The organism is Micromonospora sp. A3M-1-15 (genome assembly GCF_024213425.1).
Taxonomy (GTDB): Bacteria; Actinomycetota; Actinomycetes; order Mycobacteriales; family Micromonosporaceae; genus Micromonospora; species Micromonospora chersina.
Genome location: NZ_JANAVK010000005.1, coordinates 207683 through 233665, shown reverse-complemented (window position 1 = coordinate 233665; position 25983 = coordinate 207683). Strand labels below are relative to the sequence as shown.

Annotated in this window: 16 protein-coding genes; 6 read left to right on the top strand and 10 right to left on the bottom strand. The window is 74.7% G+C overall.

From position 1 onward, the window contains the following. Nucleotides 1-45: 45 nt before the first annotated feature. Nucleotides 46-675 carry a TetR/AcrR family transcriptional regulator gene (locus tag NLX85_RS25040; protein WP_254339064.1) on the top strand — a complete coding sequence of 210 codons (630 nt, stop codon included), beginning with the start codon at nt 46-48 and terminating at the stop codon, nt 673-675. Nucleotides 676-715: 40 nt separating this feature from the next. Further along, the gene (locus NLX85_RS33305; RefSeq protein WP_305885065.1) at nt 716-3406 is read left to right on the top strand and encodes a LuxR family transcriptional regulator; all 2691 of its coding nucleotides are present in this window, start codon (nt 716-718) and stop codon (nt 3404-3406) included. 36 nt (nt 3407-3442) lie between these two features. Here NLX85_RS33305 and NLX85_RS25025 read toward each other — a convergent pair whose 3' ends face one another. The 7 genes from NLX85_RS25025 to dpgA form a co-directional block, all read right to left on the bottom strand. After that, complete coding sequence (locus NLX85_RS25025; protein WP_254339062.1) at nt 3443-4126, bottom strand: nucleotidyltransferase domain-containing protein; 684 nt, start codon at nt 4124-4126, stop codon at nt 3443-3445. 93 nt (nt 4127-4219) lie between these two features. Then, nucleotides 4220-5236, bottom strand: a complete 1017-nt coding sequence (locus NLX85_RS25020; RefSeq protein WP_254339060.1) for a ParB/RepB/Spo0J family partition protein — start codon at nt 5234-5236, stop codon at nt 4220-4222. 844 nt (nt 5237-6080) lie between these two features. Then, nucleotides 6081-7406: a PLP-dependent aminotransferase family protein gene (locus NLX85_RS25015; protein ID WP_254339058.1), complete on the bottom strand. Its 1326-nt coding sequence runs from the start codon at nt 7404-7406 to the stop codon at nt 6081-6083. 45 nt (nt 7407-7451) lie between these two features. After that, nucleotides 7452-8246 carry an enoyl-CoA-hydratase DpgD gene (dpgD, locus tag NLX85_RS25010; protein WP_254339056.1) on the bottom strand — a complete coding sequence of 265 codons (795 nt, stop codon included), beginning with the start codon at nt 8244-8246 and terminating at the stop codon, nt 7452-7454. Then, the gene (dpgC, locus tag NLX85_RS25005) at nt 8243-9577 is read right to left on the bottom strand and encodes a (3,5-dihydroxyphenyl)acetyl-CoA 1,2-dioxygenase DpgC (RefSeq protein WP_254339054.1); all 1335 of its coding nucleotides are present in this window, start codon (nt 9575-9577) and stop codon (nt 8243-8245) included. The genes dpgD and dpgC overlap by 4 nt, the downstream gene beginning before the upstream one ends. Then, a complete protein-coding gene (dpgB, locus tag NLX85_RS25000) occupies nt 9574-10272 on the bottom strand; it encodes an enoyl-CoA-hydratase DpgB (protein WP_254339052.1) in 699 nt (232 codons plus the stop codon). Before dpgB ends, dpgC begins: the two co-directional genes overlap by 4 nt. After that, the gene (gene dpgA, locus NLX85_RS24995) at nt 10269-11411 is read right to left on the bottom strand and encodes a 3,5-dihydroxyphenylacetyl-CoA synthase DpgA (RefSeq protein WP_254339050.1); all 1143 of its coding nucleotides are present in this window, start codon (nt 11409-11411) and stop codon (nt 10269-10271) included. The genes dpgB and dpgA overlap by 4 nt, the downstream gene beginning before the upstream one ends. Before the next feature lie 579 nt (nt 11412-11990). Between dpgA and hppD the strand changes: the two genes are divergently transcribed. Both hppD and NLX85_RS24985 read left to right on the top strand, forming a co-directional pair. Then, the gene (hppD, locus tag NLX85_RS24990; RefSeq protein ID WP_254339048.1) at nt 11991-13010 is read left to right on the top strand and encodes a 4-hydroxyphenylpyruvate dioxygenase; all 1020 of its coding nucleotides are present in this window, start codon (nt 11991-11993) and stop codon (nt 13008-13010) included. A 167-nt stretch (nt 13011-13177) separates the two neighbouring features. Beyond that, nucleotides 13178-14344, top strand: coding sequence for an amidohydrolase family protein (locus tag NLX85_RS24985; protein ID WP_254339046.1), 1167 nt, complete (start codon nt 13178-13180; stop codon nt 14342-14344). Nucleotides 14345-14425: 81 nt separating this feature from the next. On the opposite strand, the gene NLX85_RS24980 is transcribed toward NLX85_RS24985, so the two are convergent. From NLX85_RS24980 to NLX85_RS24970, 3 genes are all read right to left on the bottom strand, one after another. Then, nucleotides 14426-16324 (bottom strand): ABC transporter ATP-binding protein, encoded by a 1899-nt coding sequence (locus NLX85_RS24980; RefSeq protein ID WP_254339044.1) that lies wholly within the window; start codon nt 16322-16324, stop codon nt 14426-14428. A gap of 77 nt (nt 16325-16401) precedes the next feature. Then, nucleotides 16402-17202, bottom strand: a complete 801-nt coding sequence (locus NLX85_RS24975) for an alpha/beta fold hydrolase (RefSeq protein ID WP_254339042.1) — start codon at nt 17200-17202, stop codon at nt 16402-16404. A 10-nt stretch (nt 17203-17212) separates the two neighbouring features. Continuing rightward, the gene (locus NLX85_RS24970) at nt 17213-18802 is read right to left on the bottom strand and encodes an MBL fold metallo-hydrolase (protein ID WP_254339041.1); all 1590 of its coding nucleotides are present in this window, start codon (nt 18800-18802) and stop codon (nt 17213-17215) included. Nucleotides 18803-19291: 489 nt separating this feature from the next. On the opposite strand from NLX85_RS24970, the gene NLX85_RS24965 reads away from it, so the two are divergent. Together NLX85_RS24965 and NLX85_RS24960 are read left to right on the top strand one after the other, a co-directional pair. Next, nucleotides 19292-19564: an acyl carrier protein gene (locus NLX85_RS24965; protein WP_254339040.1), complete on the top strand. Its 273-nt coding sequence runs from the start codon at nt 19292-19294 to the stop codon at nt 19562-19564. Nucleotides 19565-19580: 16 nt separating this feature from the next. Then, nucleotides 19581-25979, top strand: coding sequence for a non-ribosomal peptide synthetase (locus tag NLX85_RS24960; RefSeq protein ID WP_254339039.1), 6399 nt, complete (start codon nt 19581-19583; stop codon nt 25977-25979). Nucleotides 25980-25983 lie beyond the last annotated feature (4 nt).

Below are 25983 nucleotides of genomic sequence, written 5' to 3'. Positions count from 1 at the left end.
CCGCCGACCTGTCTACACTCAGCGTGCACAAAGGAGGCGGACGGGATGGGCGCCACCGGCCGGGTCGACGGACGGACCGCGCGGGCCGCGCGTACCCGGGCGGCGATCGTCGAGGCCCACCTCGCCCTGGTCGGCGAGGGTGACCTGCGACCGACGGGCGACCGGATCGCCGAGCGGGCCGGCGTCTCGCTCCGCACGCTGTGGACCAACTTCAAGGACATGGAGACGCTCTTCGAGGCCAGCGGCGAGGAACTGCTCCGCCGGCAGGACGCCGCGTGGCGGCCGATCCCGGCGGCGCTGCCGCTGGCCGAGCGGGTCGACGCCTACTGCCGGCAGCGCGCCCGGCTGCTGCAGCTCATCGCCCCGTCCGCCCGGGCCGCGCAGCTGCGCGAGCCGCTCTCCCCGCAGTTGCACCGCAACCGCCTCAAGCACGTCGACCGGGTCCGCGACGAGGTCGAGCGGCTCTTCGCGCCCGAGCTGGACCGGGCCGGTCCGGGGCGGGACAGCCTGGTGCACGCCCTGGTGGCGGCGAGCATGTGGTCGGCCTGGTCGATGCTGCGCGACGGGCTGGGGCTCGGCGTGGGTGCGGCCCGCGCCGTGATGGCGCGCACCGTGGCGGCGCTGCTGGCGGATCCCGCCGGGCCACCTCTTTTCCGGGAGGTTGCCGACAGGTAAAACTGAATGCATGGTTAGTGCATTCAGAGTGCAAATAACCTTGCACGGCCGGGACGGCGAGTGCCGGGCGATCGGCCGCCTGCTCGACGGGCCGGACGGCGGAGCGCTGCTCCTGCACGGCGAGCCCGGCTCCGGCCGTGGCGCGGTGCTGGCGTACGCCCGGCGGCACGCCGGGGAGCGGGCGGTCCTCGCCGCTGCGGGGCTGGCCGACGAGGCGACCCTGCCGTACGCCGGCCTGCAACGCCTCCTCGATCCGGTGCTCGACCGGGCCGGCTCGCTGCCCGACCCGCAGCGGCGGGTGCTGCGGCGCGCCCTGGCCGGCGGCGGCTGCCCGGCCGCGCGGCGGCTGGCCCTCGCCACCGCCGTGCTCGCCCTGCTGGCCGCCGCGGCCCGCGACCGTCCACTGCTGTGCACGATGGACGACGTCGACGCCGGCGACCCGGAGACCGGCGAGACGCTCGCCGTCGTGGCCCGCCGGCTGCACCGGCTGCCGGTCGCACTCCTGGTCACCGCGGGCAGCGCGGCGGCGGCCGACGGCATCCCGACCCACCGGCTGTCCCCGCTGGACGAGGAGCAGTGCGCGGCGCTGCTCGCCGACCGGCGGTCCGGGCCGCCGCCGGCCGCGGTGGCCGCCGACCTGGCGGCGGTCAGCTGCGGCAACCCGCAGGCGCTCGTCGACCTCGCCGACGCGCTCACCCCCGGCCAGTGGCACGGGGAGGAGCCGCTGCCCGCCGCCCCGCCGGCCGACGGGGCGCTCGGCGCCGCCTACCGGGCCCGCCTCGACCGGCTTCCCCCGGACACCCGCCGGGTGCTGCTGCTCGCCGCGCTCGACCCCGACGGGGATCCGGCCACCCTGGCCCGCGCCGCGCGCACCGCCGGACTGGCCGCCGAGGCGCTCGCGCCGGCCGAGGCCGCCGGCCTGCTGCGCGCCGGCCCGGCGGGCGTGACCTTCCCCAGCCCCCTGACCCGGACGATGATCGAACTCGTCGCGCCGTTGGCCGACCGGCGGGCGGCGCACCTGCTGCTGGCCCGGGCGCTGGACGGCCGGCCGCTGCGCCGGGCCCTGCACCGCGCCGCCGCCACCGACGGCCCCGACCCCGCGCTGGCGGACGAGCTGGAGGCGGCGGCCGCCGGCGCCGACGACCGGGCGGGCGTCGCCGCCGCGCTGCGCCGCGCCGCCGAACTCAGCGACGACCCCGCCCGCGCCGCCGAGCGGGCGGTCGCCGCCGCCCGCTGCGCCTGGACGGCCGGCAACCCCGACCAGGCCCGGCGCCTGCTCTCCGGGCTGCCCGCCGACCCGGTCGCGGCCGGCCGCGCCGACCTGCTGCGCGGCGAGATGCAACTGCGCTGCGACGCGCCGGCCACGGCGGTCGCCACGCTGCTCGCCGCCGCCGGGGCCGTCGCACCGGCCGACCGCGGGGCGGCCCTGCTCGGCCTGGTCCGGGCCGGCGAGGCCATCTGCCTCACCGGCGACCACTACCGGTACGCCGAGGTGGCCCGCCGGGCGTGGGCGCTGCGCCGACCCGGCGACGAGCCGGACGTGGAGCTGCTGACCACGTTCGCGGCCGGCGTCGGGGCGACCCTGCGCGGTGACCACGACCAGGGTGGACCCGCCCTGCGCCGGGTCGTCGTGCTCGGCGGCCGGCTGACCGGACCGGCGCTCACCCCGGCCGCGCTGATCTGTGGCGCGGTGGCCGGGCTGCTGGTGGCCGTGGACGGCGCGGCGCACCGGCTCGCCGACCGCGCCGTCGAGCTGGCCCGCGCCCGCGGCGAGCTGTCCGTGCTGCCCCGCGCCCTGGAGTTGCGGGCGGTCGCCGAGTACTGGCTGGGCCGGCACGCCACGTCGGCCGAGACCGCCCGCGAGGGGCTCGCGACCGCCCGAGCCACCGGTCAGCGCACCTGCGCCCGGGTCCACCTCGGCATCCTCGCCGTGCTGGCCGCGGTGCGGGCCGACCGGGCCACCAGCCTCGCCCGCATCGCCGAGATCGGCGACGGCGCCACCCCGGGCAGCCGCCCCTACGCGTACGCGCAGTGGGCGCTCGGCGTGCTCGACCTCGTCGACGGCCGGCACGCCGACGCGGCCGCCCGGCTGGCGTCGCTGGCCCGCACCGGCACCGCCCGGGGTCAGGTGCTCGTGCAGGTGATGGCCACGCCCTACCTGGTGGAGGCCGCCGCGCACGACGGGGGGCGGCCCACCGCGGCGCTCGCCGTCTTCGACCGCTGGGCCAGCAGCACGGCGAGCCCGTCGCGGCGCGCGCTCTCCGCCCGCTGCCACGCGCTGCTGGCGCCCCGGGGCAGCGCCGAGGCCGAGCGGGAGTTCCGCACGGCGCTGCGGCTGCACCCCACCGACACCGACCGGTTCGAGCGGGCCCGCACCGAGCTGCTGTTCGGCCGGGAACTGCGCCGGGCCCGCCGGCCGCGGGACGCCCGGGCGTACCTGCACCGGGCGCGGGAGACGTTCACGCTGCTCGGCGCGACGGTCTGGGCCGAACAGGCCGGCGCGGAGCTGCGCGCGGCGGGGGAGTCGGTCGGCTCGTCGCACCGGCCGCCGGCGCAGCTGCTGACCGGCCAGCAGCTGCACATCGCCCAGCTGGTCGCCGAGGGGGCCACCAACCGGGAGATCGCCAGCCGGATGTCGCTCTCCACCCGGACCATCGACCACCACCTGCGCAACATCTTCCACCGGCTCGGCGTCCGCTCCCGCACCGAGCTGGCCCGCCTCTTCGCCTAGGGCTCCCCGTGCGCGCCGAGCAGTCACTGCCGGCGCTCAGTCCCGCCGCAACAGGTCCAGGTCCGGGCCCCAGGCATCCAGTACGTCGCCGTGGCCCTTCGCCCGGGCCAACCGCTCCAGGTCGGGGAAGAGACCGGACGGGTCGTCGGCCAGCCGCTCGGGCAGGGTGTCGGCGTGCCACGGCTCGCCCAGCGGGAATGTGCGCAGCTCCCAGCGCAGGTACTTGTGGTACGGCCGCACCCGTCCGTGCATGGCGAACAGCGCCGTCATGAACCAGGAGATGCTCTCCATCTCCTCCAGGCGCGCCAGCACCGGGGCGCCGTCGCGACGGTTCTTCGCCGCCCGGTAGATCTGGTTGACGTAGCCGTCGAGCCCTTCCCGGGCCCACGCCGCAGCCTCCGGCCCGGTGAGGGTGGCCTGCGCCTCGACCAGCTCGGCGAGCTGGCCGTCGGTCCGGTCGAGAAGGATCCGTGCGCCCCGGAACGCGTACCGCTGCCACTGGCCGGAGGTGTCCGCGAGCTGGTCCCGGGTGTAGACGATCTCGTCGAGCTCGGGCGAGCGGCTGGTCGGCCGCCACTGCCGCTCGTCGGACACCACGACGATGACATCGTGGTCGGACGCCGGCCCGGCCAAGCCGCGCGCGTGCGAACCGGTCAGGATCAGGCCCAGCACGTCCGGGTTGGCGGCGGCCCGGGACAGCAGGTCGGCGTAGGGGTCCACGGACGTATCCTCCGCCGCTCGACGGGGTCATGGGGACGCGGTCCAGGTGTGCGACTGCGGACGGTCCGCAGTCGCACACCTGGGCGGTCCGGCTCAGGCGCTGCGATCGGCGCCCTGCTGTTCCAGCGTCTCGGCGAACTCCTGCCACTCCTGCGCGCACTGCCGCGCGACGTTGGCGATGACGTACGCGCAGTGCGGCGGTACCTTGTCGACCAGCCCGTCCCATTCGTTGTTCTGGATGGCCCGGGCGAACATCCAGCGCAGCAGCTCCCGCCCGGAATCGGTGAAGCGCAGCGACGGGTCCTGTTTGAGCCCCTGGAGCATGGAGACGAGGTTCGGTCGGGGCGCGGGCGGGGGGTCCTTCGGTTCGAGCGTGAGGTGCGCCCCGCCGGGGCGCCGGTTGGTGGCGCACCGGGCGGGCGGTAACGGGTCCTCGCCCCGTTGCAGCCGGTTGCGCACGTCGCGTGCGGTGGACGGGGACACCCCGGCGTTCTTGGCGATCTCCCGCAGCGACGCGTCGGGCTGGCTCTTGATGTAGCTGACCGCCTTGAGTCGGCCCTCCACGTTGTTCAGTGGCCGGACCCGCCCGTCCCGGCCGATGCGGGCCGTCACCTGTTCGCCCGCGCCGCCCTGGGACTCCAGGCGGCGGCGGATGTTGCCGATGGTGCGGGCGCTCAGCCCGGTGGACGCCGCGATGGTCCGGTCCGACCAGGACGGGTGGCTGGTGATGATGCGTTCGGCGGCGGTGGTGCGCTCGGCCACCGACAGCGGCAGGCCGTGCGCGATGTTCGCCTTGACGCCGAGCACGAACGCCTCGCGTTCGGAGCCCTCGAACATCCGCGCCTCGATGACCTCGTCACCGCGGATCCGTGCGGCGCCGAGGCGGTGCGCCCCGTCGATGACCCGCATGGTGGCGCGGTGCACGATGATCGGCGGGAGCGGGGCGTCGATGCTGGCCAGCATGCGCGTGTGCTCGTGGTTCTCGCCGTGCAGGCGGGGTGAATCGAGCATCTGGAGAGATTCGACGGGCAGTTGTTCGATCGGCAATTTATCAATCAGTTCGCTGTAATTCTGCTCCGCCTTCATCCGATCAGCGAAATCGTTGACCATCTGATGTTCCAACACCAACCCCCCGTTGGCTCTGATTCCCCTCAACGCGGTGATGTGTCGACCCGGCGTTGAACGGGACCGATCGCCCGCGTAACGCCGCGACGTATCGATGACTGACTCTATCGACCATGGGGCTCCGCTGCAAAGTATTGCACGCGGGATTTGTGCGGGACGCGACTGCAGGGCACTTGACCGCGGCGTTGATCCATGATCCGAACGTTCGGTTAACGCGCGAACGGGACACATTGCCCAAAGCGCACCGTTCTCGATCCATGGCGATGCGTAGTGTCCGCCATTCCTGATGAATGCCGGCGTGACGGTTTTTTCGGGCGTGAGGTCGAGCGTCGCCGACCGAATCTGTGGTCTCGTGAGGTGGTTGCCGGGTTCGCTGCGGATGCCGGTCCTGACCGGCTGTGTCCGGAAAAATAGGCACGCGGCCACCGGCATTCGCGCGACGGGAGCGGGGGATGCCCGCACACGGTGTGTCAACCCGACGCGACGACGTTCGCGTAAGTCCCCCGCACATCACGGTTCGGTTAACCAGTAGGAAAAGATTGGTGGATGGAGGAGCCGTCGGGATGCGTGCGTAAACGGATGCTGCGCATGGCGGCCCCGTCCTCCGCGCTTTCCACTGAATTCGCAGGTCATCGCGCGGTTCCCGGACGGGATTGCGGTGGGTCGAGCGGATGGCCGGACGCATTCGGCCGCCCGGCCCGCGTGTCGGATGTCGGCATCCCCGGCGCATGTGGCGAGCGCCACACATCGGTTGGTCGCCCCGTGCGGGCGCATGACGAAGAAGGAGGTGGCGGCGCGTTTCTCGCGCCGCCACCTCCCGGCGATCGGATCAGGCCGCGGCGGCCTCCGCCTCGACGAACCGGGCGAGCCGTGTGACGCCCTCGTCGATCTCCTCCTGCGTGAGGTAGCTGATCGACAGCCGGATCCCGTGCTCGCCGCCGCCCTCCGGATAGAAGTACGACATCGGCGTCCAGATCACGCCGAAGTCGCGGGCGCACCGGGCCAGCGCGGCGTTGTCGGCCCGGAACGGCACCGTCAGGGCGAGGAAGAACCCGCCGGCCGGCTGGTTCCACCGCACGCCCAACTCGGTCCGACGCGGCGCCGGCAGCCGCTCGTCGAGCCGCTTCAGGGTGTGCCGCATCGCCTCGCCGTAGTAGGCGGACGTCTCGGCGTTCAGGTCGGCGGCCGTCCCGCCCGCGGCGAGCAGCATGCCGGCCACCGCGGCCTGGCTCAGCGGCGAGGTGTTCACGGTGACCATGCTCTTGATCTTGCTGAGCTCGTCGGCCAGCAGGCCGGTGCCGCCCGCGCCGTCCGCGACCTCCTGGTCGGCCACGGCGAAGCCCACCCGCGCCCCGGGGAAGAGCGTCTTGGAGAACGAGCCGAGGTGCACCACCCGCCGGGCGGTGTCCAGCGACTTGAGCGTGGGCAGCTGGCGGCCCGGGCTCACCAGCCGGTACGGGCTGTCCTCCAGCACCAGGAAGTCGTGCTCCTCGGCCAGTCGGAGCAGCTCGTGCCGCGCCGCCAGCGACATCGACAGGCCCGACGGGTTGGTGTGGTCGGGGATGACGTAGCACGCCCGGGGGTGACGGCCCCGCGCCCGCTCGGCCCGCAGCGCGGCCACCAGGTCCTCCGGGTGGAACCCGTCCTCCCGCTCCGGCACCGCGGTGGTCGCGATGTCGAGCAGCCGGGCCGCACCCGTGATGCCGACGTAGCAGGGGCTGGAGACGAGCAGGGCGTCCTCCGGGCCGCGGATGAGGGCCCGCAGCGCCAGCACCATCGCCTCCTGGCAGCCGACGGTGACCACGACCGACTCCGCCGGCACGTCGATGCCCTCGTCGCGGCGCAGCCAGTCGGCGATGATCTCGCGGATCCGGCCGGCGGCCGGGCCGTACTGGAACATCGCGTCCTTGATGGCGGCGGGGGAGCGGCCCTGCGCGGCGAGGTGGTCCAGGTAGGTGCGGATGCTGTCGAAGACCTGGTCGAGGTCGAAGAAGCCGTCGAACGGGCGGCCGGGCGCGAACGAGATCGCCCGCGGGTAGCGGGAGGTGACCTCGTTGAGGAAGTTCATCGTGTCCAGCAGCGGATCGGAGAGGCTGTCGTGCAGCTCGTCCCGGCGCAGGACGCGCCCGGGGCGCGGATTCGGCAAGGTGGTCATCTCACTCCCGTCGTGGTGGTGCGCCGGTCGGTCCGGGGCACGGGCTCACCGGCCCAGCCAGACCGGCGCGCGTTTCTCGGCGAAGGCCCGCGGGCCCTCCACGGCGTCCCGGCTGGCCCGGCGGCGCTCCTCCCAGCCGTACCGGCCGGCGAACGCCTCGGGCAGCGGCCGGTCCAACGACCCCAGCACCGCCTGCTTGATCGCCCGCAGCGCCAGCGGCGCGCAGGCCAGCAGGTCGGCCACCCAGCCGGCCACGCAGCGGTCCAGCTCGGCGGCCGGCACCACCTCGTTGACCAGCCCCAGGGCGTAGGCGGTGCCGGCGTCCATCCGGCGGCCGGTGAGCAGGTAGCCCATGGCCGCCTTCAACGGCACCTGCCGGCTGAGCCGGAACGCCCCGCCCGCCCCCGGAACCAGCCCGAGGCGCGGCTCGGGCAGGGCGAAGACGGCCCGGTCGGAGGCGACGACCAGGTCGCAGGCCAGGGCCAGCTCGAAACCGCCGCCGAGGGCGTACCCGTCGACCCGGGCCAGCACGGGCTTGGAGAGGTCGAAGCGCTCGGTGAGCCGGGGCCAGCCGGGCTGCCCGTGCGAGCCGAAGCTGCTCGGCGGCACGCCGTCGGCGTCCAGCCGGGCCCGCTCCCGCAGGTCCTGCCCGACGGAGAAGGCCCGGTCCCCGGCGCCGGTCAGCACGACCACCCGGATGTCGTCGTCGGCCTCCACGTCGTCCCAGACCTCGGCCAGCTCGGCGTGCATGCGCAGGTCCATCGCGTTCAGCACCTCGGGCCGGTCCAGCGTCACCCGGGCGACGTGGTCGGCCTTCTCGTACCGCACGCGAGGGGTCACCGCGGCGGTCCTCCCGGGTGGCCGAACCGGCCCACCTTGCCGATCACGTCGTCGCTGTAGAGCCGCAGCGCCTGCTGCACCGCGAACTCGGCCAGGTAGCGGCGGAACTCCTCCGGCGACTCCTCGCCGACGCTCAGCATCCGCCGGTTCGGCGCCACCGCCGGCTGCCGCAGCCGGGCCACCGCGTCCTCGACCGCCCCGTCCACCGCGGCCGGCTCCACCACCTCGTCCAGCAGCAGGCGCGCCTCCGGTTCGATGGCCCGGATGCGGCGGCCCAGCAGGATCACCTGCCGGGCCAGCCGGGGGCCGGCGATCCGGGTCAGCCGCAGGTTGGCCACCCCGGGCACGATCCCCTCCTGGGCGGCCGGCAGGCTGAGGTACGCGTCGTCGGCGGCGATCACGTGGTCGAAGACCAGCAACAGCTGCATCCCGCCGCCGATGGCGAAGGTGTCCACCGCGGCGATCCACGGCTTCTGCACCGTCGGCGCGTGCCACGGCGCCTCCTCGTCGCGCAGGCCGCCCCGGATCTTGGCCAGGTAGCCCAGCTCCCGGCGGAGCAGGAAGCCGGTCAGCGTGATCTGCCCGGCGTGCAGCGCCTTGAGGTTGATGCCCGCGCTGAACACGCGCCGCCCCTCGTGTCGGGGGTGGGTCATGACCCCGCCCCGCACCACGCCGACCTCGACCCCGGGGTCCAGCAGGGCCAGGTCGACGGCGGTCTCCATGTCGTCGACCTGGCGCTCGTCCTCGGCGTTGAGGCAGTCGTCGCGGCACATGGTGATCCGCGCCGCCCCGTCCTCCCGGCGCAGCCGCACCGAGCCGAGGTCGAGCGCGCCGGTGCGGCGGAACTCGGGCAGCAGCTCCCGGGCCCGGGGTGTGGGCCGCAGCATGGCGTCCAGCAGGTGTCGGCCGGACGTGGGGGAGCCGAGCACGCGCCCCAGGAAGAGGCCCTGGTCGATCTCGTGCCCCTCCTTGCGCAGCTGCGGGCGGGCGCGCTCGGCCGCGAGCCGCGCCGCGTCGGGCACCAGCCCGGGGAAGGCCCGGGCGGCCGCCGCGCAGAGCTCGGCCAGGCGCAGCTCCCGGCCGGCGGTCACCTCGTCGTAGACGGCGTCCACATGCGCGTCGAGGAAGGCGGCGCGCAGCCGGCGTACCCGGTCCTTGGCCGTCTCCGCGGCGGCCCGCTGGTGCGGCGAGCGTAGGTCCGGCACGGGCAGCGCGGCGAGCACCGCCTCCACCCGGCGGGCCTCCCGGGTGAGGACCGCGCGGGCGGTGGCCAGGTCGGCCCGGACGGCCTCCGTGGCCGCCGCCGGGGCCTCGGAGAGCAGGCCGGTCACGACGCCTCCTCCCGCCGGCGCAGCATCCGGTCGCAGGCGGCGAGGTGGACGCCGAGCGCCTCGTCGAAGCCGGCCGTGGCCGCCTCGAAGAGCAGCCGGCGCCGCACCGCCAGCTCCGCGCCGGGCAGCCCGGCGGCCCGGCCGGCCGCCGCGGCGAGCGCCGCGGGGACGTCGTCGGTCACCTCGTCGAGCAGGTGCCCGGCCAGGGCGGTGGCGGTGTCCAGCGGCGTGCCGTGCAGGACCGCCCGGCGGACCGCCGACCGGTCGGCGCACTGCTGGGTGAGCCGGTAGACGGCCATGCCCGGCCAGGTCGCGCCGGTGACCAGCGGCAGCACCAGCCGGGCCGGGCCGGCCGCGATCCGGTGGTCGGTGGCGAGCAGCGCGTCCAGCGCCGCGCCGCCGCAGTCGCCGTGCGCCACCGCCACCGAGGTCGCCGGCAGGCACTCCAACCGGCGCAGCTCGCGTTCCCAGCGACTGACCAGGGCGACGGTGAGGTCGTCGGCCCAGCCCGGGCCGGGCGCGCCCGACACGTGCAGCACGACCAGCGGGTCGCCCCGATCCTCCACCCGGTCGCAGAGGGCGCGCAGCGCGGCGACCATCTCGGTGGTCAGGGGAGCGGCGCCGTCGACGCGCAGCGTCGGCAGGTCCGGCTCGGGGCTCGTCTCCGCGAAGCCGTTCGCGGCCGGCGCGGTCACCACTGGACCAGCGCCGTCTCGATGGTGGAGCCCGGACCCATGGTCATCATGACGCCTTGGTCGCCACGCCGCACCACGCCCTCCTCGATCAGCCGCCGGTAGGAGAAGAGGAACGAACCGCTCGACAGGTTGCCGTGGTCACGCAGCACGCCGATGGTGTGCCGGACGTCGTGCCGGGACAGCCCGAGGTTGACGCGGACCGCGTCGATCACCTTCTTGCCGCCGGAGTGCACCAGCCAGTGCCGGATGTCGCTGCGGCGCAGGTGGTGCTCGCCGAGGAGCCGGTCGACGACCCGCTCCGCGTGCGCGCCGACCACGTAGGGGATGTCCGGGTCCAGGTAGAAGCTGAACTTGTGCTGGTCGTCGTCCCAGTCGTAGCGCATGGCGCCCATGGCGTCGGTGATGAGGTGACTGGCGAACGACAGGATCCGTGGGCCGGCCGGCTCCGCAGCGGCGTCGCCGTCCGCGGGAGCGACCAGGGCGATCGCGGCCGCGCCGTCGCCGAACAGGCTGTTCACCACCGCCGTCCGCATGCTCCCGTCGATCACGTACGCGGCGGAGCACGCCTCCGTGCACACCATGAGGGCGAGGCGTCCGGGGTGGGCGACGGACCAGGCGGCGGTCCCGCCGAGCGCGTTCAGGCCGGCGTTGCAGCCCATGCCCACCACGTCCACCCGGTGGCAGCGGACCTCGATGCCCAGCTCCCGGATGAGGAAGGCGCTCAGCCCCGGGGTGAGGAAGCCGGTGGTGGTGACGCAGCACAGGTAGTCGATGTCGCGCGGGTCGGCGCCGATGCGGGCGAGGCACTCGCGTACGGCGTTCGCGCCCATCTCGACGGCCAGCCGCCGGTGCTTGGCCAGGAGCGCGCCCTGGCTCTCGGGGAGCACCGCGCCGGCGGCGTCCCGGGGCGGCAGGGTGAGGTGCCGGCGGTCGATGGCGCTGTTGAGGAAGACCGACCGGATCCGCGGGTCGGTGATGTCGAAGATGTCGAGCAGCTCCCGCTGACTGTACGAGTCGGCGGTCACCGCGGTGCCGACCCCGGTGATCCGGGCCGCCGGCGGGGCGGCCGGGCGGCTGCGGGGGCGGGCGGCGGGGAGACGGAGTACGCCCTGCTCGGGTGCGCTGAGCGTGGTGGTCATCGGAAAGTCCACCCCCACATGCGGGGCTTGCTGCGCGGACGGCACACGACCGTGGTCATGTCGGTCACCCTCTCCTGTCGGACGGCGGGTCCTCCCCGGGCGGTCGGCGGCGCGGGGCCGTCGCGGCGGGTCGGGGAAGCGGGGTCGAGGCGCGGGCGGCGGGGCGCCCGGGCCGACCGGTCTCGGCGCCGCGTCGGCACCCCGGCGGCGGCGCGGATCGTACTGTGGCACCGCTTCCTGCCCCGATCAATCGGGCAGCGACCGGCGACCGGGCACAGTGGCCGGTCGCGGCGGCTGTCCAACTGGCGGCGAAGCGCAGTCGCACAGCGACCCTCCTCGGGCCCGTGACCGGCCCGGCGGCGGCGCGTTGATGGACGCCGTGACGGTGGGCCATAGTGACCGTGCGTAGGAAACGGGCAGCTCTCGGCCTCGGCTCCGTCCGGCGGGGCAACGGCTGTCGCGCTCGCGCCGGCCTCCGGCCCGGCGGACGGAAACCCCTCTTGGTGATGGTCGGCGGTCCCTGCCGTGTCGGCGTGGACCCGTCCCCTTCCGCCATCCCCGGCTGCGAAAGGAAGCTCCGTGGTTGCACGAGAGATTGAATACGTCGAGCTGTACGTGGGCGATCAGCGGTCCGCGGTCGACTACTTCGTCTCCCGCTTCGGATTCCGGCAGGTCGCCGAGTCCGCGGTGGACGACACCCGCTCCACCCTGCTCCGGCAGGGCACCGTGAAGATCATCGTCACGGCCGGGCCGAAGACCTGGAAGTTTCTCGACGGGCACGGCGACGGCATCGCGGACATCGCGCTGACCTGTGACGACGTGGACGCCACCGTCGAGGCCGCCGCGGCGGCCGGCGCCACCGTGAGCCGCTCCTTCCGCGGCCACCCCGTGGTCACCGGCTTCGGCGACGTCGGCCACACCCTGCTGCCCGCCACCGGCGGCCCGACCGACCGGCTGCCCGCGATCGGCGACTGGACGCCGTCGACCGCCCCGGACGGCCCCGCCGGAAGGATCCGCAAGCTCGACCACGTGGCGGTCTGCCTGGCCGGCGGCACCCTCGAACAGCACGCCGACTACTACGGCGCGGCCCTCGGGCTGGACCGGTACTTCAGCGAGTACGTGGCGGTGGGCGACCAGGCCATGGACTCGATCGTGGTCCGCAGCGCCTCCGGCGAGGTGACCTTCACCCTCGTCGCGCCGGACCCGACCAGGAGCCCCGGGCAGCTCGACGCGTTCCTCGGCCGCAACGGCGGCCCCGGCGTGCAGCACCTCGCCTTCCTGGTCGACGAGATCGTCCCCGCGGTACGCGAGTACGGTGCCCTGGGCGTGGAGTTCCTCAACACCCCGGACACCTACTACGAGATGCTCGCCGACCGGTTCACCGGGATGACCGAGGAGATCTCCCAGCTCCGCGAGACCAACGTGCTGGCCGACCGCGACGAGTGGGGCTACCTGCTCCAGCTCTTCACCCGGTCGCCCTACGAGGCGAACACCCTCTTCTACGAGCTCATCCAGCGGCGCGGCTCGCGCGGCTTCGGCAGCCGCAACATCCGCGCGCTGTACGAGGCGGTGGAGCGGGACCGCCTCACCGCCGACTGACCCCGACGGCGGGCCGGCCCGGTCCGGCCCGCCGCCGCCCGCCCGACACCGCGACCGCCCGCCCGACAGCGCGACCGCTCGGCCGATGGCGGCGGCGGGTCGGGCACGTTTAGCTGACTGCCACGGGGGTGTGCCGGAAGCCTGTCGATGGCGTGGTGGTGGTCGACATGTTGGCGATTCGTGGCGGTGCCGCGTTCGACGGCGTCAGTCCCGTCCTGGTCGAGCGGCCCCTGGTCCTTGTCGACCACGGGCGCATCGTCGACGTGCGGGCCGGTGGTGCGCCGCCGCCGGGCGCGGAGGTGATCGACCTGGGCGGCACGACACTGCTGCCCGGCCTTGTCGACGCCCACGTGCATCTGGTCTTCGACGCCAGCGCGGACCCGGTCGGCGCCCTGGAGCGGCTCTCGGACGAGGAACTGCTCGGCCGCATGCGCACCGCGGCGCGCACCTGCCTGGCGGCGGGCATCACGACCGTGCGGGACCTGGGCGACCGGGCCTATCTGGCGGTGCGGCTGCGCGACGAGCTTCGTGCCGAGCCCGCTGCCGGTCCGCAGATCCTCGCGGCCGGCCCGCCCGTCACCACCAGCCAGGGCCACTGCTGGTTCCTCGGCGGGGCGGCGGACGGGGTCGACGGCGTCCGGGCCGCGGTACGTGTCCGCGCCGAGCGGGGCGTCGACGTGATCAAGGTGATGGCGACCGGCGGCGAGATGACACCCGGGACCCGTTCGCACGAGGCGCAGTACGGGCCGGACGAGCTGCGCGCGGCCGTCGAGGAGGCCCATCTTCACGGATTGCCCGTGGCGGTGCACGCCCATGGCGTGTCGGGAATCGAGAGCGCCGTCGCCGCGGGAGTCGACACGATCGAGCACTGCTCGTTCATGACGGACGACGGGGTGGACTCACGCCCGGACCTGATCGAGGCGATCGCGCGGGCGGGCATCGTCGTCTCGGCGACCCTCGGGGTCGTTCCCGGATCCGCACCCCCGCCGCGGATATCCGCCCGGATCGACGGGTTCCTGGCCAACCTGCGCCGGATGCGGGAAGCCGGCGTCACGGTGGTCTGTGGCAGCGACGCCGGCATCGGGCCGCCGAAGCCGCACGACGTCCTCCCGTACGGCGCCGCGATGCTGGTCGACTGCGGGTTCCCGCCGGTCGAGGCGCTGCGCGCGATGACCTCGCTGGCCGCACAGGCGTGCCGGGTCGGCGACCGCAAGGGACGGCTGGCGCCCGGCTTCGACGCCGACCTGCTCGCCGTGGAAGGCGATCCCCTCGCCGACGTCACCGCTGTCCGCGCCGTCACGGCCGTGTTCCGCGCCGGCCGGCGGGTGCGCTGACCCGGCCGGGCGCCTCCAGACGCGATTGATCAGGAAGTGCGCCTGCTACCTGACGCGCACTTCCTGATCGACAACGCGGGGTCAGGCGGGGTGGGCGGCGGGGAGGAGGGGATCGGGGTCGGCGCCGCGCTGGTGGGCGAACTGGGTGCGGTACAGCTCGGCGTACAGGCCGTCGAGGGCGAGCAGCTCCTCGTGCGTGCCGCGCTCCTGGATCCGGCCGCCGTCGATGACCAGGATCTGGTCGGCGTCCAGGATGGTGGAGAGGCGGTGCGCGATGACCAGTGAGGTACGCCCGGCCAGCGCCGTCTTCAGCGCCCGCTGGATGGCCGCCTCGGACTCGGAGTCCAGGTGGGCGGTGGCCTCGTCGAGGACCACGATGGGCGGGGACTTCAGCAGCAGCCGGGCCACGGCGAGGCGCTGCTTCTCGCCGCCGGACAGCCGGTAGCCGCGGTCGCCGACGACGGTGTCCAGCCCGTCGGGCAGCTCCGAGATGGGTTCCCAGATCCGGGCCGCCTCGCACGCCTCCACCAGCTCGCGCTCGGTGGCGTCGGGGCGGGCGTAGAGCAGGTTGGCCCGGATGGTGTCGTGGAACAGGTGCGCGTCCTGGGTGACCACGCCGACCGTGTCGCCGAGCGAGCGCAGGGTCAGTTCGCGGACGTCGTGCCCGCCGATCCGCACCGCGCCGGCGCTGGGGTCGTAGAGCCGGGGCACCAGGTGGGTGATGGTGGTCTTGCCGGCGCCGGACGGCCCGACCAGCGCGGTGAGCGCGCCCGCCGGCGCCACGAAGCTCACGTCGGTGAGGATCTGGGTGCTGCCGCCCTTCTCGCGGCCGGGCAGCGAGAGGGTCTCCAGCGAGGCCAGCGAGACCTCGTCGGCGGCGGGGTAGCGGAACGTCACCTTGTCGAACTCCACGTCCGGGGCGGTGCCGGCCGAGGTGGCCGGCAGGTCCCGGGCGCCGGGGCGCTCGGCGATGAGCGGCTTGAGGTCGAGGACCTCGAAGACCCGGTCGAAGCTGACCAGGGCGGTCATCACGTCGACCTGGATGTTGGTGAGCTGGTTGATCGGGCCGTACAGCTGGAGCAGCAGGGCCACCATGGCGACCAGGGTGCCGACGCCCAGGCGGCCGTCGATCACGAGGCTGCCGCCGAAGCCGTACACCAGCGCGGTGGTGACGGTGGCGAGGAGGGTGGCCAGGATGAACAGGATCCGGCCGTGCACCGCCATGGAGATGGCGATGTCGCGGACCCGGGCGGCCTTGCCGGAGAAGGTCTTCTCCTCCTCGGCCGGGCGGCCGTAGAGCTTGACCAGCATGGCGCCGGAGACGTTGAACCGTTCGGCCATCATCGAGCCCAGTTCGGCGTCGATCTGCATGCCGCCGCGGGCCAGCCGCTCCAGCCGCCCGGCGACCAGCTTGCCGGGGAGGAAGAAGATCGGAATCAGCACCAGCGCCGCCACGGTGAGCGGCCAGGACAGCCAGAACATGGTGACCAGCACCAGGACCAGGGTCAGCACCGTGGAGACCGTCTGGGACAGCAGCGAGCTGACCGCCTGCTCGGCGCCGACCACGTCGGTGTTGAGCCGGCTGACCAGCGACCCGGTCTGGGTGCGGGTGAAGAACGCCAGCGGCTGCCGCTGCACGTGCGCGAAGACCTTGGTGCGCAGGTCGTAGATGAGCCCCTGCCCGACCCGCCCGGAGAACCAGGTCTGCGCGTAGATCGCCACGACGTTCACCAGTGCCAGGCCGGCGACCAGCGCGGCCAGCCCGACCACCACCGACTTCTTCCCGGGGATGATGCCGTCGTCGATGATCATCTTGAGCAGCAGCGGGCTCGCCACCGTGATGACCGACTCGACGATCGTGGTCAGCAGCACCACGAGCAGCGACCAGCGGTAGCGCAGGGCGTACGGCAGGATCCGGCGTACGGTGCCGGGTTTGATCTTCTGCGGTTCAACCAGATTCTCGACGCGGAGACCGAGCACGCCCAAGCCTGGGCCGTCCATCGTGGCCACAAAACCCTCTTCGTGGTCGCGCCGTCGCCGGGGTGGCCGGCGGACGGCTAGTGGGTGTCGAAAAATTCGATGAGCGCCCGGTTCAGCTCGTCCGGGCGCTCCAGGTAGCCGAGGTGGCCGCAGTCGGGGATCTCGACCAGGTCGCAGTCGGGGATCGCCTCGGCCACCTCGGCGCACAGGTGCGGCGGGGTGATCAGGTCGTCGGCGAAGGCGACCACCCGGCACGGGGCGGTGACCCGGCCCAGCGCCGCGAGCCGGTCGCCGGTCAGGTCGGCCCATGCCTGGCCGCTGCTGGTGAGGCCGGCACCGGACAGCTCGAAGAGGTCCAGCCAGCCGGCCACCGCGGTGTCGTCGTTCAGGGTGGCCGGCGAGAACATGGTGAACACCTTGTGCGCCGCCTCGTACGCGGCGGGCAGCCGCAGCCCCGACTCGATCAGCGCGAGACCGGCCTCGTGCTGGGCCCGCCGGGCCGCGTCCAGCCGGCCCCGGGTGGCCACGAGCACCGCGCACCGCACCAGCTCCGGATGGTCGATGGCCAGCTCCTGGGCGATCATCGCGCCCAGCGAGGTGCCCACGATCCGGCACGGGACCAGGCCCAGCGCCTCGATGAGGCCCCGGGTGTCGGCCACCATGTCCGCCAGCGCGTACTTGCCGGCGGGCGCGTCCGACGGCGGGATGCCCCGGTTGTCGAAGACGACCGTGGCGTAGCCGGCCCGGTGCAGGGCGGGGGTCTGGTGCATGGTCCAGGCCCGCCCGGCCGAGTCCGAGCCCATGATCAGGAGAACCGGCTCGCCCGCGCCGGAGCGCTGGTAGGCGAGCCGGATCCCGTTGCTGGTCAGGAAGTCCATGGTGGGGACGTCACCAGCGCCACTCGCGCTTGTTGAACAGGTGCTCGCCGGTCAGCCCCCGGTCCCCGCACCAGCTCAGGAACTCCTCGATCTGCTTGAGCTGGTAGGTGTCCTCGGTGTACGTGGTGGCCATGACGTGGCCCTGCCAGCTCTCCTCGCCCATGGCGTAGATGTAGCCCTCGTCCGCGCCGAGCTCGGTCATGATCTGGCCCGCCTGGGCGGCGTTCGAGCCGGACAGCTTGCGCGAGTCGCTCATCTTCTTGCTGACCGGCTTGGTGAGCAGACCCTTGTAGAGCCAGGTCAGCGGCGCGCCGTCGCACTCCATGCCGAGGAAGGCGATGTCCGCCTTCCCGAGGTGGCCCCGCACGTAGCGGTAGAGGGTCGGGTCGATGCCGGAGGAGTCGGCGCCCACGAAAATCGACTTGCCGGCCAGCCGGAGCCAGTAGGTCGACTTGCCGCGGATGTCGAGGTCGGCGTGCTCGCCGAGGAACGGCGTGGCGGTCACCGTGCCGCCGGGGAAGGCCACCTCGTCGAAGTCGTCCACCTCGACCACCGGCAGGCCCAGGTGCTTGAGGTAGAGCCCCATCGACGGGTCCGGCAGGTTGCCCCGGGAGGTGCGCGGCACCACCACGGCGCCGATCCGGCCGCGCAGCTGGAGCAGCGTCTCCAGCACGATGTGGTCCTGGTGGCCGTGGGTGATGAGCACCAGGTCGATGTGGTCCGGCAGGTCGTCCAGGGTGAACCGGTCGCCGTGGCGGTTGTCGGTGCTGATGAACGGGTCGGTCACGATGGCCGCCTGCTCGGTCTGGAACACGAGGCACGCGTGGCCGTAGTAGCGGATCCGGCCGCCGCCGTCGATGTGCCGGTCGGGGGAGAGGCTCGGCCGGTCGGTGAGCAGCCGGTCGAGCGCGCCCGCCTGGCTGTCGTCCAGCTCCAGCGCCTCGCGCAGCCGGTCCAGCGTGGTGGGGCGGACCCGGGCGGCGACCAGCTCGGCCAGGCCCGGGTGGCGGAACGGCAGCGGCAGGTCGAGCACCCCGGGCTTCGACAGCCGCGGCGTGCTGAGGATGAACGGCCGCTCCACGCCGTCGTCGAGCGAGAGCTGCACCGACTGGCGGCCCTCGTCGTACGCGGGGCTGTGGTAGAGCAGCGCCTCCAGGAAGTGCAGCGACGCCTGGTTGCTGGTGTCGTACGCCATCTCCACCAGGCCCTTCAGCGCGGCCGGCAGCTTCGGGTAGAGCGGCGTGAGGTCGAACCCGGTGGCCTCCTGGCGGATCATGTCCTCGGCCTCGGCGACGCCGGCCGCGAAGGCCAGCATCTCCGCCCGGTCCTCCTTGATCGACTTGACCAGGTCGGCCACCTCGCCGGCGCGCTCTTCCTCGATGCCGACGAAGTAGCCGCCGCGCATCGCCGGGTTGGTGCTCGCCGTGACGTGCACCGACGGGTTCTGCAGGTACGACTCGAGCAGCGGCAGGTGCAGGAACGCCAGGTTCATCGACGCCTGCACGGGCGCGACCGTGTGCAGCCACGCGTAGAACCGGTCGACCAGCGGCTCGAGGATCACGTTCGAGCGGAGATACCTCGGCTCGGCGGCATCGCCCATGTCGTCTCTCCATCCTGGGTGTCGTACGCCGGAGCGCGACCGGCGGAAGAGGTAGGCCGCAGCACGCCGAGCGGACGGCGCGTCACAGGACACGGCACTGCGCTGCCAGCGACGCCGGTCGGTGGACCCGGCGCGGGCGCGGTTCACTATGGCACCGCGCCGGGAGGCGGTACAGCCTGTGCGCGGACACCTCGCCGGGGGTGTGCGACCGGTGCGCGGGCGGGTGTGCAACCGGCGCGATGTCGCAGTTGAACAGGGCCGTGCGCGGGTGTTCCGGGCTTGTTGATCGTCCGCTCGGGGCTGCGCCATAGTGGACCGCTGTGGAGCCCGTGCATCCACGACCGTACATGCACCGGCCAGCCACGCGGCGGCGTCCGGCCGCCGGCCCGGCGGGGTGGTGGCGCCGCCCGAGACCCGCTTGACGTCGCCGTCGAGCCGTACCGCTTCCCACTGACGCACCCGGCGGCTGCCGGGTCGAGGAGGTACCCCATGTCCGAGACCGACCTGGCGGCCTACCGGCTGACGCCCGACCTCGTCCGGTCCTGGCTGGTCGAGCGGGTCGCCGACTACCTGCGCTGTCCGGCGGAGGAGATCGACGCGGACGCGCCGCTGACCGAGTACGGGCTGGACTCGGTGTACGCCTTCGCGCTCTGCGGCGACATCGAGGAGACCTTCGGGCTGACGGTCGAGCCCACCCTGCTCTGGGAGGCGGACTCGCTGGCCGCCGTCGCGGCCGAGCTCGTGGCGCTGGCCGGGAAGTGAGGCGGAGGTGACCGTGGTGTCGGGACAGGAGCCCCGCGAGCTGACCGCCGCCCAGCTCGGCGTCTGGTACGCCCAGCAGTTGGCGCCGGAGAGCCCGGTGTTCAACGTGGGCGAGTACCACGAGCTGCACGGGGACGTCGACGTCGACCTGCTGGTCCGGGCGCTGCGCGGCGCGCTGGCCGAGGCGGACGCCCTGCGGCTGCGCTTCCGGGCCGACGGCGGCACGCCCCGGCAGCACGTCGCCGACCCGGTGCCGCACCCCGTCCACGTCGCCGACCTCAGCGCCGAGCCCGACCCGCGGGCCGCGGCCGAGCGGTGGATGGCCGAGGACCTGGACCGCCCGGCGGACCTGCGCGACGGCCCGCTCTGCGGGTTCGCGGTGTTCCGGATCGCCCCGGACCGGGTGCTCTGGTACCAGCGCGCCCACCACCTCCTCCTCGACGGCGGCAGCCTGGCCGCCCTGGCCGCCCGGGTCGCGCAGCGGTACACCGCGCTGCTCGACGGCACGGCCGAGGGCACGCCGCTGCCGCCGCTGTCGGTGCTGCTCGACGCCGACCGCGCGTACCGGGAGTCGCCGGAGCGGGACCGGGACCGGCGGTACTGGCGCGACGCCCTCGCCGAGCTGCCGGAGAGCGTGACCACCGGCGGGGAGCACCTGCGCCGGCTGCCCCCGCGCCCGCTGCGGCACCGGCACGACCTCACCCCGGACACCGCGGCCGGCCTGCGTGCCGCCGCCCGCCGGCTGCGTACCGGCTTCGCCACCCTGGCCGTGGCCGCCGCCGCGCTGCTCCAGGCGCGCACCACGGGGGAGCGGGACGTGGTGGTCGGCGTGCCGGTCGCCGGCCGCACGACCCGCCGCGAGCTGGGGGTGCCCGGCATGACCTCGAACGTGCTGCCGATCCGGCTGCGGGTCCGGCCGGCGGCCACCGTCGCCGAGCTGCTGCGGGAGACCGGCGAGGCGGTCCGCGCGGGCCTGCGCCACCAGCGCTACCAGCACGGCGAGATCCTCGGCGACCTCGGCCTGGTCGGCCGGGGCTCGCTGCGCGGCCTCACCGTCAACGTGCTCACCCTGGACCGGCCGCCGCGCTTCGGCGACACCGTGGCCACCCGCACCGGCCTGGCCGGCGGCCCGGCCCACGACGTCACCGTCGACCTCTACGAGCGGGCGTCCGACGGGACGATGCAGACGCTTGTCGAGCTGAACCCGGAGCTGCACGAGCCGGACGCCGGCGCGGTGATCTCGCGCCGGTTCCGTACCGCCCTGGCGCTGCTCGCCGCCGCGGCGCCCACCGACCGCGTCGGCCGGCTCGACCTGCTCGACGCCGACGAGCGGCGGCGGGTGCTCGTGGAGTGGAACGACACGGACGCCGACCTGGGCGGGGAGAGCGTGCCGGCCCGGTTCGCGGCGCGGGTCGAAGCCCACCCCGAGGCCGTCGCGCTGATCTGCGGCGACCGGCGGCTCACCTACCGGGAGCTGGACGCGCGGGCCAACCAGCTGGCCCGGGTGCTGCGCGAGCGCGGCGCGGGGCCGGAACGGGTCGTGGCGCTCCGCCTGCCCCGGGGCCCCGAACTGGTCACCGCGATCCTGGCCACCTGGAAGGCCGGCGCCGCCTGGCTGCCCGTCGACCCGGACCTGCCCGCGGAGCGGGCCGCCCACCTGCTGCGGGACAGCGGGGCGGTGGTCCGGGTGGACGCCGGCCCGCAGCCGGCCGTCCCCGCCGACGGTCCGGCCGCCATCGTCGACGTCCACGACTCGGCCCTGTCCGCCCTGCCCACCACCGCCCTGGGGATCGCGCCGCTGCCGGCGCAGGTGGCGTACGTGATCTACACGTCGGGCTCGACCGGGCTGCCGAAGGGCGTGGCGGTCACCCACGCCGGGCTGGCCAACTACCTCGGCTGGGCGGCGGGCGCGTACGCCACCGGCGGCGCGCCGCTGCACTCGTCGCTGGCCTTCGACCTGACGGTGACGAGCGTGCTGCTGCCCCTGGTCACCGGGTCGGCCGTCGTGGTCAGCGAGGAGGGCGGCGCGACCGGGCTGGCCTCGCTGATCCGGGCGGAACCCGGCTTCGGGCTGGTGAAGGTGGTGCCGGGTCACCTGCCGCTGCTGGCCGAGCTGCTGCGGCCGGAGGAGGCCGCCCGCTCCTGCCGGACGCTGGTGGTCGGTGGGGAGGCGCTGCCCGGCGCCGACGTCCGGGCCTGGCTGGCCCGGTCGCCGGAGTCGGTGGTGGTGAACGAGTACGGGCCGACGGAGACGGTCGTCGGCTGCTGCGTGTTCGAGGTCGCCGCCGGTGACCCGGTGGCGGACGTGGTCCCGATCGGCCGCCCCGTCGCGAACACCCGGCTGTTCGTGTTGGATGAGGCGTTGCATCCCGTGCCGCCGGGCGCGGTCGGCGAGCTGTACATCGCCGGCGCGCAGGTGGCCCGCGGCTACCCGAACCGTCCCGGGCTGACCGCGTCCCGCTTCGTGGCGTGCCCGTTCGCGGCCGGGGAGCGGATGTACCGCACCGGCGACCTGGCCCGCTGGACGCCGGACGGTCAGCTCGTCTTCCTGGGCCGCACCGACGACCAGGTGAAGATCCGCGGCTACCGCGTCGAGCTGGACGAGGTGCAGGTGGCCGCCGCCGCCCACCCGGGCGTGGCCCAGGCCGCCGTCGTGGCCCGCGCCGACGCCGCCGGCGAGCGGCAGCTCGTCGGGTACGTCGTGCCGGCCGACCGGGACGCCGACCCGCGCGCCCTGGCCGACGCGGTCCGCGCCGACCTCGCCGAGCGGCTGCCGCACTGGATGGTGCCGGTCGCCGTGGTGGTGCTGGACGCCCTGCCCCTGGCACCCAGCGGCAAGGTCGACCGCCGGGCCCTGCCCGCCCCCGACCTCACGGTCACCGCCGGCCGCGCGCCCGCCGACCTCCGCGAGGAGGCGCTCTGCCAGGTGTACGCCGAGGTGCTGGGCCTGCCGCGGGTCGGGCCGGACGACGACTTCTTCGCTCTCGGCGGGAACTCGCTGCTCGCCGTCACGCTGCTGGAGCGGCTGCGCGGCCGCGGCCTGTCCGTGTCGATGCGCACGCTGTTCCGCACCGCCACCCCGGCGCGGCTCGCCGCGGAGGCCGGGCCCGAACCGGTGCCCGTGCCGCCGAACCGCATCCCGGCCGGCGCGACCGCGCTCACCCCGGACATGCTGCCCCTGGTCGACCTGGACGAGGCCGCGCTGGCCCGGCTGGTCGCCGCCGTGCCCGGCGGGGCCGGCAACGTCGCCGACGTCTACCCGCTCGCCCCCTTCCAGGAGGGGCTCCTCCTGCACCACCTCACCCGCGGCGAGGACGAGGTGGACGTCTACCTCTCCTCGGCCGTGCTCCGCTTCGACTCCCGGGCCGCGCTCGACGGCTTCCTCGACGCGTTCCAGCGGGTGGTCGACCGGCACGACATCTACCGCACGGCCATCGTCTGGGAGGGGCTGCCCGAGCCCGTCCAGGTGGTGCTCCGCACGGCCCCCGTTCCGGTCGAGGAGACCGTCCTGGACCCGGCCGGCGGCGACCCCGCCGACCAGCTCATGGCCGCCGGCCTGCCCCGGCTGCCGCTGGACCGGGCCCCGCTCCTGCGGTTCCGGGTCGCCCTCGAGCCGGGCACCGGCCGGTGGCTGGCGCTGTGGCAGGTGCACCACCTGGTCCGCGACCGGACCACCACCGAGGTGCTCTTCGCCGAGCTGCGCGCGTTCCAGGCCGGGCGGGGCGACGAGCTGCCGGCGCCGCTGCCGTTCCGGGACTTCGTGGCCCGGCTGCGCGCCGGCGCCAGCCGGGCCGAGCAGGAGCGGCACTTCGCCGCGCTGCTCGGCGACCTCACCGAGACCACCGCCCCGTACGGGCTGGTCGACGTGCACGGCGACGGCAGCGGCATCACCCGCGCGCACACCGTCATCGACGGCCCGGCCGCCGCCCGCGTCCGCGAGGTGGCCCGCACCCGGAACCTCAGCCCGGCCACCGTCCTGCACCTCGCCTGGGCGCGGGTGCTCGGCGCCATCTCCGGTCGGGACGACGTGGTCTTCGGCACCGTCCTGTTCGGCCGGATGCAGGCCGGCGCCGGCGCCGACCGGATCTCCGGGCCGTTCCTCAACACCCTGCCCGTGCGGGTCCGCCTGCGCGGCACCGTCGCCGGCGCCCTCACCGCGCTGCGCGACCAGCTCGCCGAGCTGCTGGTCCACGAGCACGCCCCGCTCGCCGTCGCCCAGCAGGCCAGCGGGGTACGCAGCGGAAGCCCGCTGGTCACCTCGGTCTTCAACTACCGGCACGGCGCCACCGTGCAGGAGGCCGACGTCGACCTGCCCGGCGTCGAGCTGCTCACCGCCGAGGAGCGCACCCACTTCCCGCTCAACGTCTCCGTCGGCGACCTCGACCACGGCTTCGCGGTCACCGTCGACGCGGTCGCCCCGGCCGAGCCGGCCCGGATCGCCGCCCTGCTGGAGACCGCCCTGGACGGCCTGGTCACCGCGCTGGCCGACGCCCCGGAGACGCCGCTTCCGGCGGTCCCGGTGCTCGACGCCGGGGACCGGCGGCGGGTGCTGGTGGAGTGGAACGACACCGCCGCCGACCTGGGCGCGGAGGCCGTGCCCGCCCGGATCGCGGCGCGGGTGGCGGCCGCCCCGGACGCGGTCGCCGTGGTCTCCGGCACCGACCGGGTCAGCTACCGCGAGCTGGACGAGCGGGCCAACCGGCTGGCCCACCACCTGCGGTCCACCGGCGTCGGCCCGGAGTCGATGGTCGGCATCTGCCTGCCCCGCGGCACGGCGGCCCTGGTGTCCATCCTGGCCGCCTGGAAGGCCGGCGCCGGCTACCTGCCGATCGACCCCGGCTACCCCGCCGAGCGGATCGGGTTCCTGCTCACCGACAGCCGCGCCGCCGTGCTGCTCGGCACCACCGACGTGCTCGACGAGCTGCCCGTCGGCCCGGTCCCCACCGTGGACCTGGACGACCCCGTGGTGGCCGCCACCCTCGCCCTGTGCCCGCCCACCGCGCCCGACGTTCCGCTGCTGCCGGCCCAGGTGGCGTACGTGATCTACACGTCGGGGTCGACCGGCCTGCCGAAGGGTGTGGCCGTCACCCACGCGGGGCTGACCAACTACATCGCCTGGGCGGCGGGCGCCTACGGAATGGCCGCCGGCGGCGGGGCGCCGCTGCACTCGTCGCTGGCCTTCGACCTGACCGTGACGAGCCTGCTGCTGCCGCTGGTCTCCGGGTCGGCCGTGGTGGTGAGCGAGGACGGCGGGGCGACCGGGCTGGCGTCGCTGATCCGGGAGTCCGCCGGCTTCGGCCTGGTCAAGGCGGTCCCCGGCCACCTGCCCATGCTCGCGGAGCTGCTGACGGCCGAGCAGGCCGCGCGGTCCTGCCGGGTGCTGGTGGTCGGCGGGGAGGCGTTGCCCGGCGCCGACGTCCGCGCCTGGCTGGCCCGGTCGCCCGAGTCGGTGGTGGTCAACGAGTACGGCCCGACCGAGACCGTGGTCGGCTGCTGCGTGTACGAGGTCGCCGCCGGCGACCCGGTGGCGGACGTGGTGCCCATCGGCCGCCCCATCGCGAACACCCGGCTGTACGTGCTGGACGACGCGCTGCACCCGGTCCCGCCGGGCGTGCCGGGGGAGCTGTACATCGCCGGCGCGCAGGTGGCCCGCGGGTACGCGAACCGCCGCGGGCTGACGGCGTCGCGCTTCGTGGCGTGCCCGTTCGCGGTCGGGGAGCGGATGTACCGCACCGGCGACCTGGCCCGCTGGACGCCGGACGGTCAGCTCGTCTTCCTGGGCCGCACCGACGACCAGGTGAAGATCCGCGGCTACCGCGTCGAACCCGACGAGGTGGCCCAGGTGCTCACCGGCTGCCGGGGCGTCTCCCGCGCCGCCGTGATCGCCCGCGAGGACGTCCCCGGCGACCGGCGGCTCGTCGCGTACGTGGTGCCCGACGACCCCGACGCCGACCGCGACCGACTCGCCGCCGCCGTCGCGGCGCACGCCGCCGCCCGGCTCCCCGACCACCTCCGGCCCGACGCCGTCGTGCTGCTCGACGCGCTGCCGCTCACCTTCAACGGCAAGGTCGACCGGGCCGCCCTGCCCGCCCCCGACCACGCCACCGGCGGCGGCGGCGACCGCGGCCCGGCCAACGCCCGCGAGGCCGCCCTCTGCGGCGCCTTCGCCGAGGTGCTCGCCGTGCCCACGGTCGGCGTCGACGACGACTTCTTCTCCCTGGGCGGCCACTCGCTGCTCGCCACCCGGCTGGTCAGCCGGGTCCGCGCCCTGCTCGGCGAGGAGCTGCCCATCGAGGAGCTGTTCGCCACCCCCACCCCGGCCGAACTGGCCGCCTGGCTGGCCGCGAACGCCGACCGGGCCGCCGACACCCGACCCGCACTGCGCCCGACGCGCCACAGGGAGGCGTCCTCGTGATTCC

What these genes read in the sequence shown, in the direction of transcription:
- dpgA (WP_254339050.1), bottom strand. Translation starts at nt 11,411, where the DNA reads ATGACCACCACGCTCAGCGCACCCGAGCAGGGCGTACTCCGTCTCCCC.
- NLX85_RS24970 (WP_254339041.1), bottom strand. Translation starts at nt 18,802, where the DNA reads ATGGGCGATGCCGCCGAGCCGAGGTATCTCCGCTCGAACGTGATCCTC.
- NLX85_RS25015 (WP_254339058.1), bottom strand. Translation starts at nt 7,406, where the DNA reads ATGACCACCTTGCCGAATCCGCGCCCCGGGCGCGTCCTGCGCCGGGAC.
- NLX85_RS24985 (WP_254339046.1), top strand. Translation starts at nt 13,178, where the DNA reads ATGTTGGCGATTCGTGGCGGTGCCGCGTTCGACGGCGTCAGTCCCGTC.
- NLX85_RS25020 (WP_254339060.1), bottom strand. Translation starts at nt 5,236, where the DNA reads ATGGTCAACGATTTCGCTGATCGGATGAAGGCGGAGCAGAATTACAGC.
- NLX85_RS25040 (WP_254339064.1), top strand. Translation starts at nt 46, where the DNA reads ATGGGCGCCACCGGCCGGGTCGACGGACGGACCGCGCGGGCCGCGCGT.
- NLX85_RS24975 (WP_254339042.1), bottom strand. Translation starts at nt 17,202, where the DNA reads ATGGACTTCCTGACCAGCAACGGGATCCGGCTCGCCTACCAGCGCTCC.
- NLX85_RS24965 (WP_254339040.1), top strand. Translation starts at nt 19,292, where the DNA reads ATGTCCGAGACCGACCTGGCGGCCTACCGGCTGACGCCCGACCTCGTC.